The 16,194-nt window shown below is 72.9% G+C and carries 14 protein-coding genes; 3 read left to right on the top strand and 11 right to left on the bottom strand.

The features are described 5' to 3' along the window. Positions 1-12: 12 nt before the first annotated feature. From ACFQSB_RS38460 to ACFQSB_RS38450, 3 genes are read right to left on the bottom strand one after another with little or no spacing between them, the layout of a single operon-like run. Positions 13-2,112 (bottom strand): xanthine dehydrogenase family protein molybdopterin-binding subunit, encoded by a 2,100-nt coding sequence (locus ACFQSB_RS38460; protein WP_380832141.1) that lies wholly within the window; start codon positions 2,110-2,112, stop codon positions 13-15. Beyond that, the gene (locus ACFQSB_RS38455; protein ID WP_380832139.1) at positions 2,109-3,104 is read right to left on the bottom strand and encodes an FAD binding domain-containing protein; all 996 of its coding nucleotides are present in this window, start codon (positions 3,102-3,104) and stop codon (positions 2,109-2,111) included. Before ACFQSB_RS38455 ends, ACFQSB_RS38460 begins: the two co-directional genes overlap by 4 nt. Then, positions 3,101-3,634, bottom strand: a complete 534-nt coding sequence (locus tag ACFQSB_RS38450; RefSeq protein ID WP_380832169.1) for a (2Fe-2S)-binding protein — start codon at positions 3,632-3,634, stop codon at positions 3,101-3,103. The genes ACFQSB_RS38455 and ACFQSB_RS38450 overlap by 4 nt, the downstream gene beginning before the upstream one ends. 264 nt (positions 3,635-3,898) lie before the next feature. Here ACFQSB_RS38450 and ACFQSB_RS38445 point away from each other — a divergent pair, with 264 nt between their 5' ends. Beyond that, positions 3,899-4,528: a helix-turn-helix domain-containing protein gene (locus ACFQSB_RS38445; RefSeq protein WP_380832137.1), complete on the top strand. Its 630-nt coding sequence runs from the start codon at positions 3,899-3,901 to the stop codon at positions 4,526-4,528. Between the two features lie 98 nt (positions 4,529-4,626). Here the strand turns inward: ACFQSB_RS38445 and ACFQSB_RS38440 are convergent, their stop codons facing one another. Next, positions 4,627-5,511, bottom strand: coding sequence for a tryptophan 2,3-dioxygenase (locus ACFQSB_RS38440; RefSeq protein ID WP_380832135.1), 885 nt, complete (start codon positions 5,509-5,511; stop codon positions 4,627-4,629). Between the two features lie 146 nt (positions 5,512-5,657). On the opposite strand from ACFQSB_RS38440, the gene ACFQSB_RS38435 reads away from it, so the two are divergent. Both ACFQSB_RS38435 and ACFQSB_RS38430 read left to right on the top strand, forming a co-directional pair. Further along, positions 5,658-6,089 (top strand): Lrp/AsnC family transcriptional regulator, encoded by a 432-nt coding sequence (locus ACFQSB_RS38435; RefSeq protein WP_354846988.1) that lies wholly within the window; start codon positions 5,658-5,660, stop codon positions 6,087-6,089. A 190-nt stretch (positions 6,090-6,279) separates the two neighbouring features. Beyond that, on the top strand, positions 6,280-8,691 hold the full coding sequence (locus ACFQSB_RS38430; protein WP_380832134.1) for a terpene synthase family protein: 2,412 nt from the start codon (positions 6,280-6,282) through the stop codon (positions 8,689-8,691). A gap of 148 nt (positions 8,692-8,839) precedes the next feature. On the opposite strand, the gene ACFQSB_RS38425 is transcribed toward ACFQSB_RS38430, so the two are convergent. From ACFQSB_RS38425 to ACFQSB_RS38395, 7 genes are all read right to left on the bottom strand, one after another. Next, complete coding sequence (locus tag ACFQSB_RS38425; RefSeq protein ID WP_354846805.1) at positions 8,840-9,115, bottom strand: isoamylase early set domain-containing protein; 276 nt, start codon at positions 9,113-9,115, stop codon at positions 8,840-8,842. 371 nt (positions 9,116-9,486) lie between these two features. After that, positions 9,487-10,812 (bottom strand): alpha/beta hydrolase family protein, encoded by a 1,326-nt coding sequence (locus ACFQSB_RS38420; protein ID WP_380832132.1) that lies wholly within the window; start codon positions 10,810-10,812, stop codon positions 9,487-9,489. A gap of 99 nt (positions 10,813-10,911) precedes the next feature. After that, positions 10,912-11,934 (bottom strand): LLM class flavin-dependent oxidoreductase, encoded by a 1,023-nt coding sequence (locus ACFQSB_RS38415; protein WP_380832131.1) that lies wholly within the window; start codon positions 11,932-11,934, stop codon positions 10,912-10,914. 145 nt (positions 11,935-12,079) lie between these two features. Continuing rightward, the gene (locus ACFQSB_RS38410; RefSeq protein WP_380832130.1) at positions 12,080-12,523 is read right to left on the bottom strand and encodes a TIGR04076 family protein; all 444 of its coding nucleotides are present in this window, start codon (positions 12,521-12,523) and stop codon (positions 12,080-12,082) included. A gap of 42 nt (positions 12,524-12,565) precedes the next feature. Continuing rightward, positions 12,566-13,816 (bottom strand): amidohydrolase family protein, encoded by a 1,251-nt coding sequence (locus tag ACFQSB_RS38405; RefSeq protein ID WP_380832128.1) that lies wholly within the window; start codon positions 13,814-13,816, stop codon positions 12,566-12,568. A gap of 134 nt (positions 13,817-13,950) precedes the next feature. Beyond that, positions 13,951-14,784, bottom strand: coding sequence for a glutamate ABC transporter substrate-binding protein (locus ACFQSB_RS38400; RefSeq protein ID WP_380832126.1), 834 nt, complete (start codon positions 14,782-14,784; stop codon positions 13,951-13,953). Between the two features lie 13 nt (positions 14,785-14,797). Beyond that, positions 14,798-16,194 (bottom strand): hypothetical protein (locus ACFQSB_RS38395; protein ID WP_380832125.1); only part of this gene is annotated, 1,397 nt, incomplete at its 5' end.

Below are 16,194 nucleotides of genomic sequence, written 5' to 3'. Positions count from 1 at the left end.
CCGGGGGCGCGTTCAGCGCACCAGCTTGTCCAGGCGGATCGGCAGGTCGCGAATCCGCACCCCGGTGGCGTGGTGGACGGCGTTGGCGATTGCCGCGGCGGTGCCGACGATGCCGATCTCACCGATGCCCTTGGAGCCCATGGGGTTGAGGTGCGGGTCGTCCTCCTCCAGCCAGAACGCCTGGACGTCGCGCACGTCCGCGTTGGCCGCGATGTGGTACTGCGCCAGGTCGCGGTTGAGGTAGTCGCCGAACTCGCGGTCCATGATGCTCTCCTCCAGCAGAGCCATCGACAGCCCCATGGTCATGCCGCCGATGAGCTGCGAGCGCGCGGTCTTGGGATTGAGGATGCGGCCCACGGCGAACACGCCGAGCAGGCGCGGCACGCGGGTCTCCCCCGTGTCGGCGTCGACGGTCACCTCGGCGAACTGCGCGCCGAAGGCGTGGCGGGCGTACCGCTGCCGGCCGCGCACCTCCTGGGTGGTGTCGGCCGTGGCCTCGAGCCCACCGGCCGGGACGGCGCCGCCCACGGCCGAGAGCCGTTCCCTGAGCGCCTCGCACGCGCGCACCACGGCCGTCCCCCACGAGGCGGTGCCCATGGACCCGCCCGCGACCGCGGCGCGGGGCAGCGCGCTGTCGCCGAGCTCCACCGTGACCAGGCCCGGCGTGGAGCCCAGGGCGTCGGCCGCGATCTGGGTCAGCACGGTGCGCGCGCCGGTGCCGATGTCGGCGGCGGCGATGCGCACCGTGTACCGGCCGTCGGGCTCGGCCCGGGCGCTCGCCGACGAGGGGGCGCGAAGGGCGGGGAAGGTGGCGGCGGCGACGCCGGTGCCGACCAGCAGCCTTCCCCGGCGCCGCATGCCCGGGCGCGGGTCGCGTCCGGCCCAGCCGAAGCGCCGGGCCCCCTCGCGCAGGCAGCCGACCAGGTTCCTGGAGCTGAACGGCAGCCCGCTGTGCGGATCGGCGGCCGGCTCGTTGCGCACCCGCAGGTCGATCGGGTCGACGCCGCAGGCGATGGCCAGCTCGTCCATCGCCGACTCCAGCGCGAACATGCCCGGGCATTCGCCGGGCGCGCGCATCCACGAGGGGGTCGGCACGTCCAGCCGCACCAGGCGGTGGGTGGTGCGGCGGTGCGGGGCCGCGTACATCGTGCGCGAGGGCACCGCGGCCTGCTCGGCGAACTCGGCCAGGGCCGAGCTCTGCTCGAAGACGTCGTGGGTGAGGGCGACCAGCCGCCCGTCGGGCTCGGCGCCCAGCCTCATCCGCTGGATGGTCGGGGTGCGGTAGGCGGTGGCCGCGAACATCTGCCGCCGGGTGAGGGCCATCTTGACCGGCCGGCCGACCTGCTTGGCGGTCAGGGCGGCGAGGATGACGTGCGGGTGCACCTTGGCCTTGGAGCCGAACCCGCCGCCGACGTAGGGCGACACGACGTGCACGTGGGCGGGCGGCATGCCGAACAGCGAGGCCAGGGTCGCGCGCAGCCCGGTGACGTTCTGGGACGGCTCGTGGACGGTCAGCCCGTCGCCGTGCCACTCGGCGACCGTGGCGTGCGGCTCCATGGGGTTGTTGTGCTCGGCCGGGGTGCTGTAGACCTCGTCCACCACGACGGGCGCCGAGGCGAGGGCGGCGTCGGGGTCGCCCTGCTCGGTGTCGGTGGGATGGCCGGCGTTGACGGAGTCGGGCCGGTACATCTTCGGGTGGTCGGCGCGCAGGCCGACGTCGTGCTCCTCCGGCGCGTACTGCACGTGCAGCGTTCGCGCCGCCTCGCGGGCGTCGTCCAGGGTCTCGGCCACCACGACGGCGATGTACTGGCCGCGGTAGGACACCCGCCGCGACTGCAGGACGGCCAGCTCCTCGTCGGAGGTCGCCAGCCGGGGCGCGTTGCCGTGCCAGATGGCCGCGACCACGCCGGGGCGCTTGAGCATGGAGTCCACGTCCACCTGGACGACCTCGCCGCGGGCGATGGCGGCCTCGACCGGCACGGCGTGCAGCAGGTCGGCCGGGCCGTGGTCGTAGGCGTACATGGCGCTGCCGGTGACCTTCGCCAGGCCGTCCACGCGGTCGAGGGCCTCGCCCACGTGGCGGGCGCCCGTGACGGGCGGGGCGGCGGTCATGGCCGGGCCGCCAGATCGGCCAGCACGCGCACCATCAGGTTACGGGCCAGCGGCACCTTGTAGCCGTTGCGCGGCAGCGGGCGCGCCCGCTCCAGCTCGGCGCCCGCGGCCTGGATGAACGCCTCCTCGGTCGCGGGCCCGCCCCGCAGCGCGGCCTCGGCGGTCTCGGCCCGCCACGGGACGTGCGCGACGGCGCCCAGGGCGATGCGGCAGTCGCGCACCACTCCCCCGGCGCCGCCGTCCAGCTCCAGCGCCGCCGCGACCGACACCGAGGCGAAGGAGAACGACGCCCGGTCTCGCGCCTTGCGGTAGGCCGAGCGGGCGGCCATCGGCAGCGCGGGCAGCTCCACCGCCGTGATGAGCTCGCCGGGCGACAGGACGGTGTCGCGCGAGGGGTCGTCATCGGGCAGCCGGTGCAAACCGGGCATGGGCACCTGACGCGCCCCGCCGGGCCCCTCCACGTGGACCAGCGCGCCGAGCGCCGCCAGGGCGACGGCCATGTCGGAGGGATGGGTGGCCACGCAGCTCTCCGAGTGGCCGAGGATCGCCAGGTTGCCGTGCTCGCCCTCGCGGGCCGGGCATCCGGTGCCGGGACTGCGCTTGTTGCAGGGCTTGGTGACGTCCTGGAAGTAGGAGCAGCGGGTGCGCTGGAGCAGGTTGCCGCCCGCGGTCGCCATGTTGCGGAGCTGGCCGGAGGCCCCGGAGAGCAGCGCCTCGGCGAGCACCGGGTAGCGGCGGCGGACCACGGGGTGGGCGGCGAGGTCGCCGTTGCGCGCGCCGGCGCCGATGCGCAGGCCGCCGCCGGGGGTCTCCTCGATGGCGGTGGAGACGGCGCGGGTGACGTCGACGAGCGTGCCCGGTGCGGCGACGCCGAGCCGCATGAGGTCGACCAGGTTGGTGCCGCCGGCCAGGTACATCACGTCCGCGTCCGCGCCGGCCGCGGCCACGGCGGAGGCGACGGTGGGCGGGCGCTGGTAGGCGAAGGGTCTCATCGCGCCACCTCCGCCGGCCGGGCCACCTCGGCGATGGCGGCGACGATGCCCGGGTAGGCGCCGCACCGGCACAGGTTGCCGCTCATCCGCTCGCGGATCTCCTCCTCGTCCAGGGTCACCGGGCCGCCGGCCCCGGCGGCGCCGCGGGCGGTGACCAGGCTCGGCCGTCCCTCCGCCGCCTCGGCGAGCATGCCCGCCGCCGAGCAGAGCTGCCCGGGAGTGCAGAAGCCGCACTGCAGGGCGTCGTGCTCGACGAAGGCCCGCTGCAGCGGGTGGACGGCGCCGGAGGCGGCGAGCCCTTCGACGGTGGTGACGGCGCCGTCGTCCACCGACACCGTCAGCGTCAGGCACGACACCACCCGCCTGCCGTCCACCAGGACCGTGCAGGCGCCGCACTGGCCGTGGTCGCAGCCCTTCTTCGCGCCGGTCAGGCCCAGGCGCTCCCGGAGGGTGTCCAGCAGTGACTCCCTGGTGTCGGCCGTGATCGGATATAGCCGGTCATTGACGCGAAGCTGGAGATCGGCGGTGATCGGGACCGGGGCCGGGTCCTCGCCGGGCGTATTGGCTAGGCCTTTCACCCGCGCTTCCCTACCCCCGGACATGTCACGGTTATCCCAAGGGCGGCCCATCATTGCCCGTCCCGGTCCCCGGCCGGGCAATGCGGCCCCCGGGCGGGTCGACCGGCGGGGACGGAGCGGGCCCCGGTTGGCACGCGGACGGCACCTGGGGTGAAATAGGTGTGCTCTTTACCGTTGAAAGGCGCGGCCGCGCCGCCCGATCGAGGAGGTCATCCGGTGGGCACATCGGCGCGCCAGGGCCGCGGCGAGCACGACCGGCGCGACCGGCCCGACGCCGTCGGCGCCCGCATGCGCCGCTTCCGCAAGGAGCGCGGCATGACGCTGCGCGGGCTGTCCACCCGCTCGGGGCTGTCGATCGGCTTCCTGTCGCAGGTCGAGCGGGGCATCTCCTCCATCGGGCTCACCGCGCTGAACGGCGTCGCCGCGGCGCTCGACCACAGCGTCGCCGACTTCTTCGACGACGAGCAGCAGGCGGGCGACGACCGCGCGGACATCGCCCGGCTTCCCTCCCACTTCACGCTCACCCGGGCCTCGACGGCGGCCACCGAGTACGTCTCCGGCCAGCAGACCTACCGCATGCTGTCGGCCCGCGGGCCGCACCTGGTGCTGGAGCCGCTGCTGGTGCACATCGCCCCCGGGGGGCGGCGCGAGGACGCCTATGGGCACGCGGGCGAGGAGTTCGCCTTCGTGCTGTCGGGCGAGCTGCTGTACGAGGTGGACGGCGTGGAACACCGGCTCTACCCGGGCGACAGCGTCCACCTGCGCTCCACCGTGCCGCACGCCATGTACAACGACACCGACGCGGTCACCACGGTGGTCTCGGTGGTCACCCCCCGGCTGTTCTGACCGGCTGTTTCCGACCGGCAGGACGCCTCGGCCCCACCCGTTCACCCGGAGGGCAGGGTGTTACGTGGGACGAAAACCGGTGAACATCGGTGCCGGAGTCACATGCGGGTGCGGGCGGACCACAGCTCGGGGAACACGTCGCGGCGCAGGCTGCGCTCCAGCCAGGTGAGCCCGCTGGAGCCGCCCGAGCCCGGCTTGGCGCCCATCGAGCGGCGCACGGCCATCAAGTGCCGGTAGCGCCAGTCGGAGAACCTCTCGGACAGGTCGGTGAGCGTCTCGGCGAGGGACCACAGCTCCTCCCCCGGGCCGTGCTCGGCGTAGACCCGGACCCAGGCGTCCTCCACCAGCGGGTTCGGGACGTACTCCAGCGCCGGGTCGCCGGGCGGGGGGATCTCGAACCCGCGCCTGGCGAGCAGGGCGAGCACGCTGTCGTACAGGCTGGGGCGCCGCAGGGCGTCGACCAGTTCCTTGTACACCGCCGGGCTGCGGCGGTGCGGGCGGGTCAGCGGCTCCGACTTGTTGCCCAGCAGGAACTCCAGGTGCCGGTACATGGCCGACTGGAACCCCGAGGCCTCGCCCAGCGCGTCCCGGAAGGCGTTGAACTGGGCGGGCGTGAGCCAGCTCAGCGCCGCCCAGGAGGCGTTGAGCGCCTCGAAGTAGCGGACGCTGCGGGCCAGCACCGCCGTCGCCCCCACCACCTCGTCGTCGTCCAGCAGTCGCTGCGCGAGCCACCACTCCGACCGGATCAGCCCGAAGTACAGCTCCATCACCTGGGTCGTCACCAGGAAGGCGCGCTCCTCGGGCACGTCGGTGACCGTCCGCTGGAGCCCGTGCAGCGCCTGCGCCGCCACATAGTGGTCGTAAGGGGTGCCGTCGGCGAACTCCAGGGTGGGCGCCACGTGCTCGGCCGCCTGCGCAGGGGCACGCAGGCGCCCGGCCAAGGATCTCACCCGGGCGCCTCCGGCCCGCCGTCTGCTCGTCATCCCAACTCCTCAGTTCACCTCCATGTTCACTTATATAGAATTCCAGTGAAATGATGAGTCGATAGCGATTCGCCCCTTCCGCCTTCCGAATGGAAGGCGGAAGACGGTTTCCGGTTTGCGAATGACGGAGCGTGACCGTGGACGCGATGGACTGGGCCCTGGTGGCCGAACTGCAGGCGGACGCACGACTGTCCTACAGCGAGCTGTCCCGGCGGGTGCACCTGTCGGCCCCGGCGGTCGCCGAGCGGGTGCGCCGGCTGGAGGAGACCGGCGTGATCGCCGGCTATCACGCCAGGATCGACCCCTCCCGCGCCGGCCGGAAGGTCAGCGCCCTGATCCGCATGTCCTGCTATGGAGTGCGGTGCGTGCTGCGCGACAAGCAGGCGCTCGCCTGGCCGGAGATCGTCGAGGTGCACCGGGTCACCGGGGACACCTGCTGCCTGCTGCGCGTCGCCGCCACCTCGATGACGGCCTTCGAGGAGCTCATCGACCGCCTGGCCCCCTACGGGCAGCCCTCCAGCATGATGATGCTCTCGAGCCCCCTGCCCTGGCGCGCGCTCGCTCCCGCCGACGAGTGACCTCTCGGCGCCGGCGGGCCGCTCCCCCGTGCGCCCTTTGCACTCTGTGCACCTGTGCCCCCTGTGCGACCGTGGCGCCTGGGCCCGCCGCCGTACCGGCCGGCTCGCGCGATGACACCGTGACCCTCCGCGATGGTAAGGTCACGGTAAGCGCATGGTCATGGTCGGCTCACGAGACTTAGGCAGGCTCATGCAGGCTTTCACGCTGCCCGATTTCTACATGCCGTATCCCGCCCGGCTGAACCCGCACCTCGAGCGCTCGCGCGCCCACAGCACCGCCTGGGCGCGCGGCATGGGCATGCTCGACGTGCCTCGGCCCGGCGGCGGCCTCATCTGGGACGAGGCCGCGCTCGCCCAGATGGACTACGCGCTGATGTGCGCCTACACCCACCCCGACTGCGACGGCGCGACGCTCGACCTCATCACCGACTGGTACGTCTGGGTGTTCTTCTTCGACGACCACTTCCTCGAACTGTTCAAGCACTCCCGCGACCTGGCGGGCGCCAAGGCCCACCTCGACCGCCTCGAGCTGTTCATGACCGCCGAGGACGAGACGCCGCCCGAGCCGGCCGACCCCGCCGAGGCCGGTCTGAAGGATCTCTGGGCGCGCACGGTGCCCGCCATGTCGCCCGACTGGCGGCGTCGCTTCACCACCAGCACCCACAACCTGATGGTCGAGTCCATGTGGGAGCTGAACAACATCGAGCTGGGCCGCGTCGCCAACCCCATCGAGTACGTCCAGATGCGGCGCAGGGTCGGCGGGGCGCCCTGGTCGGCCGACCTGGTGGAGTACGCCGCGCGGGCCGAGATCCCCGCCCACCTCGCCGGCACCCGGCCGATGAAGGTCCTGTCCGACACCTTCTCCGACGCGGTGCACCTGCGCAACGACCTGTTCTCCTACCAGCGCGAGGTTCAGGAGGAGGGCGAGAACTCCAACGCGGTGCTGGTCTTCGAGCGCTTCTTCGACTGCCCCACTCAGGAGGCCGCCGAACTGGTCAACGACCTGCTGACCTCCCGGCTCCAGCAGTTCGAGACCACCGCGCTGACCGAGGTGCCCGCCCTGCTCGCCGAGCGGGCGGCGCCCGCCCACGAGCAGGCCGCGGTCGCCGCCTACGTCAAGGGCCTGCAAGATTGGCAGTCCGGCGGCCACGAGTGGCACGCCCGCTCCAGCCGCTACATGAACGAGGGCGCCGCCGGCGGCCCATTCCCCGGCGTCCCGCCCGGCCCGTCCGGGCTCGGCACCTCGGCGGTGTGGTCGCTGCTGCCCACGTTGCGACTCGGCGCCGACCTGCGCTCCCGCCAGCACCTGTCCCCGCCGTTGCGCCCCGTGGGGCACCTTGACCTGCCCGCCTTCCACATGCCGTTCGCGTTCCGCACGAACCCGCATCTGGAGGCCGCGCGGCGCCACGGGGCCGAATGGGCGCTGCGGATGGGCATGTTCGACTCCCTCCCCGGCATCTCCGCCGGCGCACTGTGGGACGAGCGGCGCTTCCTCGGCTTCGACTTCGCTCACTGCGCGGCGATGATCCACGCCGACGGCGAGCTGGAGCAGGTCTGCCTGTCGTCCGACTGGCTGGCCTGGGGCACCTACGGCGACGACTACTTCCCCTGTGTCTTCGGCGTCCCCCGCGACCTGCCGGCGGCGCGGCTCTGCCACGAGCGGCTCGGGTCGTTCATGCCCCTGGACATGAGCGAGACCCCCGAGCCGTCCGGCGCGCTCGAGCGCGGCCTGGGCGACCTGTGGCGGCGCACCGCCTCCGGCATGGACGCGCGCGGGCGGCGGCGGTTGCGCGCCGCGGTGGACGACATGACCGGCAGCTGGGTGTGGGAGGTGGGCAACCAGGCCCTGAACCGCGTCCCCGACCCGATCGACTACGTCGAGATGCGCCGCAAGACCTTCGGCTCCGACATGACGATGAGCCTGGCCCGGCTCGCCCACATCGACGTCGTGCCCGACGAGGTGTACCAGACACGCGTGCTGCGCGAGCTGGACACCGCCGCCCAGGACTACGCCTGCTTCACCAACGACCTGTTCTCCTACCAGAAGGAGATCGAGTTCGAGGGGGAGGTCCACAACATGGTGCTGGTGGTCGAGCGCTTCCTCGGCGTCGACCGCTGCCGGGCCCGCGACATCGTGGCCGAGCTGATGACGGCGCGCATGCGGCAGTTCGAGCACATCGTCGCCCACGACCTGCCCGCCCTGCTGGACGACCTCGCCCTCGGCGAGCGGGCGCGGCAGATCCTCGTCGAGCACGCCGAGTCCCTCAAAGACTGGATGTCCGGCATCCTCGAATGGCACCGCCGCTGCGCACGCTACACCGAAGCCGAACTACGCACCCACGGCTCCGCCACCGCCCCCCGCCCAGCCGCCGCCTTCACCGCACCCCTCCCGGATGCCTCCCTCACCGCTCCCCCGACGCATGCCCTCCTCACCGCCGCCCCGTCGCATGCCTTCGTCACCGCTGCTCCCGCGCGGGTCTCCGCCGGCGCTCCCCAGCCGTCCACCCCAGAGATATGGCGCGCCATGCCCCCCACCGGCCTCGGCACCTCGGCGGCACGCCTCACCCCACAGGGACCGCCGGAAACGGCACCCGACCGCTGACCACGACGACCACGACACCCGGCGCCGTCATCACCACCCCGCGAGCCGCGGGAACCGCCGGGCGAGTCGTGAGGGACCACCGGGCAGGTCACGGCGGTAGGTCATGGTAGATGGCCGGGCGGTTCATGGAGAACCGCCCGGCGCGGGGTCACAGATGGATCAGGCTGCCGTGGTGGTCGATCTGGTCGGCGGTCTCGTCGTCGAACCAGAGGCCGGCGGTCGCCAGGTAGCGGAACCGGTGGACGCCCTGGGGCAGGATCACCGAGACGGTGCGCAGGCCGTTGTGGCGGCGGCGCAGCTCGTGACGCCCCGGGCACCAGTCGTTGAAGTCGCCGACGACGCTGACCACGCCGTAGGGCCGGTCGGCGGGCAGGCAGAAGGTGACGCGGGTCTTACGGCCGAAAAGCAGGTTGCGCTTGAGCATCGGGGGGTCCTCCGGGTTGCGACACCCCCAGCTTGGCGCACCCCCACACCCTCACCACACGGACACGCCACACGTAACACACTGTTCACCCTCAGATCCCCGCACTCTCCCCCTCCACCCGGCCGTGCGGCACCCCCACAACGGCCGCGCACCAGACCCGCTGCCCTCTGTCCACCAATAACGAGGCCATCCACCACCAGCCGCCCCAAGCGGGGGGCCGGCCGCCACGAACCTGCCCACAGCAGCGCGGACGACCGAGAATCGACCAGTGGCATGACCACTCACCGCTGACCGTACTGAGGCACAAGCGGGTCATCATTGATCGGCCTACGGCTGCGCCGGTCGCCGATGAGCCGGTGAAGCCTGGGCCGTCATCGCGAAGCGGTCTCAGGACCGGTGCCGGGGGCCGGGTGGTCGGCGAGATGGTCCGCCACGGCGTGCCAGATGGGGGTGTCGGGGTCGATGACGGCGAAGTGGTCGCCCGGCCGTTCGACGTGGACGGCCTCCGGGCCGGCCGCGCGCGCGTACCTGCGGCCGATGTCCACCAGGTCGGGATCGTCGTCGGTTCCCTGGACGACAAGGTGCGGCACACGCAGCGGCAGCCGGGCCAGCGGGCTCGCGGCGGCGTACACCTCGGGCAACTCGTGCGCGTCTCCGCCGAGCGCGGCGGCGACCGCTCCGACGCCCATGCGCCGCCGGTCCGCCTCCACCAGGTCCAGCACCCCCGCCAGCGACACGGCGAACGCCACCCGCGGCACACGCGTACCGGGGTCGCCGGCGACCGTCCGGGCGGGTGGCGCGGATCGGGCCGCGTCGGCCGCCAGGCGCAGGGCGAGCTGGCCGCCGGCCGAGTGTCCGAGGACCACGACGCGGTCGAGGTCCAGCGGGACGCCGAGCGCCGTCAGCGCCGTCAGCCCGCTCGCCACGTCCCGCGTGGTGGCGTCCCATCCGTGCAGGTCAGGTCGGCGATACTCCAGGTTCCACGTGGCGTGCCCCCGGCGGGCGAGGTCGATCGCGAGCGCGTCCATCAGGTCGGCCTGCCAGATGGACCTCCAGTACCCCCCATGCACCAGCACCGCCACCGGCGGCGGCCCCTCGGCGGACCGGCCCACGGAGCCCATGGACGACGATGGCGACCCGTCGGCAGCGGAGATGGCCGCGTTCATGGAAGACGACAACGACCCGCCGGCGGAGGAGACGCCGGCGTCCGCGGGCCAAGGTGCAGGACCGGCCACGGAGGACGGTAGCCGGAGTTCTCCCCACTGGTCAGGATGGTCCCCGTACGGGATGCGAACGGCCGGCGTCCGAAGCCGGTGCACGGCGTGGCGGATGGCCCATGTCAGACCCCACACTCCCCGGCCCTGAAGGTGAGCGGCCCCGCCGGCGGCCTGAAGCGGGCCCACGCGGGCGAGATCGAGCCACACCGTCCGAGGGGAGCATGCCGGTGGAGCGTCGATGAGCCGTCGGGCGTCCGGATCAGGGCCGGGCATCGCGACGACGGCCTGGTCGTCGCCCGTGGCGTCCAACTCGGCACGGAAAGAGGCGACGTCGGCCGCGACCACGAGGCGCCCCTCGACACCGAGCACGGCGAACTCCCGCGCCGCCATGTCCCGCAGCAAGCGCGCGTCCGCCGCGACCCCCGGCCCGACCAGGACAAGCACGTGCACTCTAGGCGTCCCCTCCACGAAGCTCTCCATCCTAACGATCCTTAAGCAGGCGCATCGCGCCTGACCTCCTGGCAAGTGGGTCGTCGAGGTTCAGGCAGCCTGACTGACCAGGCGGCGGCGCGTCGCTGGTCAGGGGGGCGAGGTGGGCGGGGAGCGGTTGAGGAGGGGGAGGACTTCGGCGCCGAGGAGGCGGATGCCTTGCTCGTCGTCGAGGCCGTGGGGGGTGCCGAACTCGACCCTGTGCGCGCCGGCGTCGATCAGCGCCTGGGCCTGGGCCGCCACCTGCTCGGGCGTGCCGGAGAAGGCGAACAGATCGAGGATGTCGTCCGGGATCAGTTCGCCGGCCGCCCGGTCCTCCCCCGCCGCGACCAGGTCTCGCACTCGGACGAGCAGGTCGTCGGGGATCTCGGCGGTCGGGTCCAGGTCCGCCACCACGGCCAGGTACATGGCGACCTCGGTGCGGGCTCTGGCCCGGGCGGCGGCGCCGTCGGTGTCCACGACGGTGACCGCGCCGAGCACGACGCCGACCTCGCCGGGGTCGCGTCCGGCCGCCTCGGCGCCGGCGCGCACCCGGTCGCGGATCACGGGCACCATCGCCGGGTTGGCGCTGCCGCCCACCTTGATCTCCTCCGCGATGCGCCCGGCCAGCGCGGCGCCCTTCGGGCCCCAGGTGCCGAGTAGGAGCGGCGGCCGTACCCGCTGGACGGGGTAGCGCAGGAGCGTACCCGCCTCCAGGCGGAACACCTCGCCCTCGTACCCGGTGTCGTCGCCGCCGAGCAGCCGGTAGACCACCTCGGCGGCCTCGGCGAGGGCGGTCAGCGGCCGGGGCCGGGCGATGCCGACCGCGCCGAGCCAGGTGCCCCGCGCCAGGCCGAGATAGGCACGGCCGGCCGAGGCGAGGTCCAGGGCGGCGATCTGGCCGGCGATCTCGTAGGGGGCCAGGGAGTAAGGATTGAGGCAGGCCGGACCGAGCCGCACGTGCTGGGTGGCCGCCGCCATCTCCAGCAGCGGGTACAGCGGCGGCTGGTACATCAGGTCGCCGAACACGCTGAGCACGTCGAACCCGTGCTCCTCGGCCACGCGCGCCAGCCGCGCGTAGTCGCCCGGCCGTTTGTCACTCTGCAACCCGAGGCCGATCTCGGCGGGTCTCATGGCAACCTCTCCCTTCTCCTCCAGGACCGTGCGCCGTGTCTTCACCAGGACCGTGCGCCTTGTCTCCACCAGGACCATGTGCCGTGCACGGGGCCGCCACCGCGACGCGCACCGCCGCCGGGACGCGCTCGCGCCTTCGGGTGATTCAGGTCAGGTCCGCGGAGTTCATGCGGCGGCGGCGGGTTCGTTCGACGCGCATCACCAGGCGTTCCTCGGGATCGGGGCAGGCGAACAGCGTGTCCTTCGCCAGCCAGTCCCCGGCGGCGAGGTCGCGCTGCTTGGCGGCGAGGAAGGGCAGCACCGCGGCCAGCGCGTAGACGCAGAAGTGCTCGCCGTCGGGCAGACGCAGGTGCGCACTCTGTTCGAGGTCGAAGCGGTCGCCCACCCGCATGCCGCAGACCGATCTGCCGTCGATGCGGTCGACCACGACCCGCAGGTCGTACAGCTCCATATCGCCCTCTGCCGCCCCGTCAGACCCATCGGGCGCCACGCCGACCTCCTCGGGCGCAGTGATGAACTCCTCGGGTGCCGCGCCGGGCGTCTCGTCCGGGGGCGCGTCGTCGCCATCGGCGGGGAGCTGGTCATTCATGTGGAGGACTCCAGGACGCGCGGGCGTGCGGGATGAGGGCCATCAGGGGTGGACCGTCGCGCGGTCGTCGCGGACGATCCGGCCGCCTTTCATCACCCAGTGGACGCCCCGGAATGCCGAGGCGGTGCTCAGGGGATCGTCGTCCATCGCGATGAGGTCGGCGTACCGGCCGGGCTCGACGGTGCCGAGGTCGTCGTCGGCGCCGAGCCAGCGGGCCGGTTCGAGCGTCGCGGCCCGCAGCGCGCCGGCCGGGCCGAGACCGGCCTCGGACATGTGCTCCAGCTCCCTGACCGTGGCATTGGTGCCCTCGAACGGCCAGAACGGGGGCATGTCGCTGCCGAGCATGACGGTCACGCCGGCAGCGAGGGCCATGGCGTAGCTGTCCAGGTGGCGGGGTCCGGCGGCCAGCGCGCGGCACTGCATCCATCCGGGGACGCCGAGCTCGTCGAAGAACTCCTTGCACCGCGTGACGAGCAGCGTGGGGACCAGTGCGGTGCCGCGGGCGGCCATGGCGGCGGCGACGGCGGGGGTCAGCTCGTAACCGTGCTCGACGCAGTCCAGCCCGAGCTCGACGGCCTGGGCGATGACGGCCGCGGGGCCGGCGTGCGCGGTGACCTTGCGGCCCCACGCGTGCGCCGTGTCGAGCACCGCGGCCATCTCGTCGGCGAACAGCTGGGGGGTGTCGATGCGCTCGTGCTCGCCGGCGATGCCGCCGGAGATCATGACCTTGATGAGGTCGGCGCCGGCCTTGATCTGGCTGCGCACGCCGCGGCGGAAGGCGTCGGGCCCGTCGCACTCGAGGGTGTCGGCGCCCTCGTGCCCGTGTCCGCCGGTGCACACCAGGGCCCGTCCGGCGGTGTAGAGGCGCGGCCCGGTCGCGCGGCCTGCTTCGATGGCCCGGCGCAGGGCGAAGTCGGCGTGGTCCTTCTCGGCGACGCAGCGCACCGTCGTCACCCCGCACGCGAGGGTGCGGCGGGCGCCGTCGGCCATGTACAGGGCCAGGTCGTGCGGTCCCATGCCCTTGACGTCGTCGCCTCCCTGGCCGGGCAGCGACAGCGACAGGTGGGTGTGCATGTTGATCAGGCCGGGGGTGAGGTAGGCGCCGTCGAGGTCGAGGACGGGCACGCCGGGGATGCCGCGCAGGATCTGCGCGCGGGATCCGACGGCGAGGACGCGCTCACCGCGGACGTGCACCGCCGCGTCGGGCAGGGCCTCGGCACCGCCCGCCGCCCGCCCGTGCACGACGGTGCAGTTGACGATGACCACCTCGCCCATCGGCCGGCCTCGATCCATGAGAGGAACCGCTGTTCATGAACAAGAGCACAGCCTGTTCACTCGGTAATATAGCGGCCCGACCCGTAAAAACCGAGTTCACCTCACTTTTTCGGTCCCGACGTTCATGAAATTTCAGAGACTTGCGGCCGGTCTCAGCCGCAGCCCTCGAACTGCGGGACGGTGAAGGTCAGAGCCAGCCCCGACTTGGCGAACCACTTCTGCAGCAGCCGCTTGGCCGTGCCGTCCTGGTACATCTCGGTGATCGCCTTGTTGACCGCCTCGCAGCCGTCGATGTCGCCGGTGCGGATGCCGATGCCGTACCGCTCGTCGCTGAACGGCGCGTTGACGATCTTGGTGCCGGAGGTGGCGAACCCGGTCAGGATCAGGTCGTCGGTCGAGACGGCGTCCACCTTGCCCGCGCGCAGGTCCTCGACGCACTCGCTGTAGGAGGCCGAGGGCACCAGCGTCACGGGGATCTTGCGCTCCTCCTTGACCCGGCGCCAGGAGTTGGACCCGGTCACCTGGCACAGCTTGCGGTCGCGCAGGTCGCGCACGTTGTCCACGCCGCTCTGGTCGGCCCGCACCAGCGTGTCCTGGTGCGCCACGTAGTACGGGCCGCCGAAGGACACCTTGGTCTTGCGCTCGGCGGTGATGGAGTAGGTCGCGACGACCAGGTCGACCGCGCTATTGGTGATCATGTTCTCGCGCTGGGCGGACGGCGCGGTGACGAACCGCACCTGCTTGCCGAGCTTGCGGGCGACGTAGGTGGCGACGTCGACGTCGAACCCCGAGTAGGCGCCGCCAGCGCCCTTGACCCCGAGGTTCGGCTGGTCGGCCTTCACCCCGATCACCAGGGAGTCCTTGTCGAGGATGGAGGTGCCGGCCGCGCAGGAGGCGGCCAGCGGGACGAGCGCCGCCACGGCCGCCAGCGCGGCGGCGGCGCGGCGGAACCCGCCGTGCGCGCGCGTGGAAGTGAGCGTGACCATCAAGGGGTTCCCTTCAGCGGTACTCGGCGAGCCGGGGCCGGACACCGATGAGGACCATCAGGATGGCGGCCAGGGCGGCCGCGGGAGGCACCCAGTTCCACCCGCCGAGCGCCCCGTCGCCCTCGCGCACCGCCGACTCGAACGCCTGGCGGTGCAGCGCGGTGAGCTTGACCAGGGCGTCGTCGTAGGAGGCGAAGGCCGGGCCCATGGCCTGGCCGACCGCCGCGCGCCGCGAGCCGGACGTGGCGAGCTGCCGGACGCGCTGGTCGTTGTGCTGGAAGGCCTGGTAGCGCTGGAGGACCTGGTCGAACGCCGGCCGCTGCGGGGGCAGGGACAGGCCCGCGGCCTCCGCCCCGAAGAACCCGAGGAAGTCCTTCTTGCCGCCGGAGACGCGGTCGTTCACCGCGGCGTAGTACTTGTCGAGGTTGCCGGCCGGGACGTAGAGGACGGCCTGCGACTTGTCCAGGTACACCTGCTCGTAGGTGTCGGCGCGTTCGGGGTCGAGCAGGTAGCGACTCTCGTCGCCGTGCAGCGTGTTGCCGATGGCGCGGGCCCGCGAGAGCGCGAGGACGGAGTTGAAGCCGTCCTCCTTGGCGTCGCGCAGCACGTCGCCCTCGTGCTGGAGGACGGCGAACGCGGCCACGGTCAGCGCGGCGACCACGACGGTGGCCACCAGCGCGGGCACGTTGAACGTGCGGCGGAAACCGCGGCTCAGATAGACCTGCAGCACGATGAGCGCCAGCAGCGCCAGCCCTCCGGTGACGCCCACCCAGATGCGCCCCTGCTGGACGGCCGACAGCTCGGCCAGGTAGGCGTGCCGGACGATGGTGCCGCTGTCCAGGGTCAGGTTGTAGGCCTTGGGCAGCAGGTCCAGCCGCATGAGGTCGGTCGCCTGGCGGTAGACGTCCAGGACGGCCTGGGGCGGCGGCCCGGCGGCGTGGCCGGACTGCTCGTCCAGCAGCAGCGCGCGGGCGGCCAGCCGCTCGTAACGGCCGAGCCCGTCCAGCAGGGCCTGCACGGTCATCTGCTCGGTGGCGTCGCCGCTGGCGAGGTCGGCCGCCTGCAGCACGGCGCGGTCGGCCTGCGAGCGGCGCTCGTCGTAGCGGTCGAGCATGGTCTGGCGGCCGGGCCCGAGGGCGGACTCGCGGCCGGTGAGCAGCACGGAGGCGACCTGTGCGTCCATGTCGCTGAGCGCGAAGTACAGGTCGGCGGTGGTGACGACCTGCGGGCCGGCGGTGTGGCCGATGACGCGCAGGCCGTCCCTGGCGTGGCCGACGCCGATGCTGACGGTCGCGAAGACCAGCAGGACGGCGGCGACGGCGAGCCCGGTCAGCAGGCGGATCCACCCGGGGACGGTGCGAACCCGCAACAGGCGGCGCAGCGCTGGGGTGCCGGCGGCCGGCCCGGCCG

The organism is Sphaerisporangium rhizosphaerae (genome assembly GCF_042665155.1).
Classification (GTDB): Bacteria; Actinomycetota; Actinomycetes; order Streptosporangiales; family Streptosporangiaceae; genus Sphaerisporangium; species Sphaerisporangium rhizosphaerae.
The sequence above is the reverse complement of the archived record's forward strand: the minus strand, read 5'-3'. Positions and strand labels throughout refer to the sequence as shown.

What these genes read in the sequence shown, in the direction of transcription:
- ACFQSB_RS38460 (WP_380832141.1), bottom strand. Translation starts at nt 2,112, where the DNA reads ATGACCGCCGCCCCGCCCGTCACGGGCGCCCGCCACGTGGGCGAGGCC.
- ACFQSB_RS38455 (WP_380832139.1), bottom strand. Translation starts at nt 3,104, where the DNA reads ATGAGACCCTTCGCCTACCAGCGCCCGCCCACCGTCGCCTCCGCCGTG.
- ACFQSB_RS38440 (WP_380832135.1), bottom strand. Translation starts at nt 5,511, where the DNA reads ATGACGAGCAGACGGCGGGCCGGAGGCGCCCGGGTGAGATCCTTGGCC.
- ACFQSB_RS38435 (WP_354846988.1), top strand. Translation starts at nt 5,658, where the DNA reads ATGGACTGGGCCCTGGTGGCCGAACTGCAGGCGGACGCACGACTGTCC.
- ACFQSB_RS38430 (WP_380832134.1), top strand. Translation starts at nt 6,280, where the DNA reads ATGCAGGCTTTCACGCTGCCCGATTTCTACATGCCGTATCCCGCCCGG.
- ACFQSB_RS38425 (WP_354846805.1), bottom strand. Translation starts at nt 9,115, where the DNA reads ATGCTCAAGCGCAACCTGCTTTTCGGCCGTAAGACCCGCGTCACCTTC.
- ACFQSB_RS38420 (WP_380832132.1), bottom strand. Translation starts at nt 10,812, where the DNA reads ATGGAGAGCTTCGTGGAGGGGACGCCTAGAGTGCACGTGCTTGTCCTG.
- ACFQSB_RS38415 (WP_380832131.1), bottom strand. Translation starts at nt 11,934, where the DNA reads ATGAGACCCGCCGAGATCGGCCTCGGGTTGCAGAGTGACAAACGGCCG.
- ACFQSB_RS38410 (WP_380832130.1), bottom strand. Translation starts at nt 12,523, where the DNA reads ATGAATGACCAGCTCCCCGCCGATGGCGACGACGCGCCCCCGGACGAG.
- ACFQSB_RS38405 (WP_380832128.1), bottom strand. Translation starts at nt 13,816, where the DNA reads ATGGATCGAGGCCGGCCGATGGGCGAGGTGGTCATCGTCAACTGCACC.
- ACFQSB_RS38400 (WP_380832126.1), bottom strand. Translation starts at nt 14,784, where the DNA reads ATGGTCACGCTCACTTCCACGCGCGCGCACGGCGGGTTCCGCCGCGCC.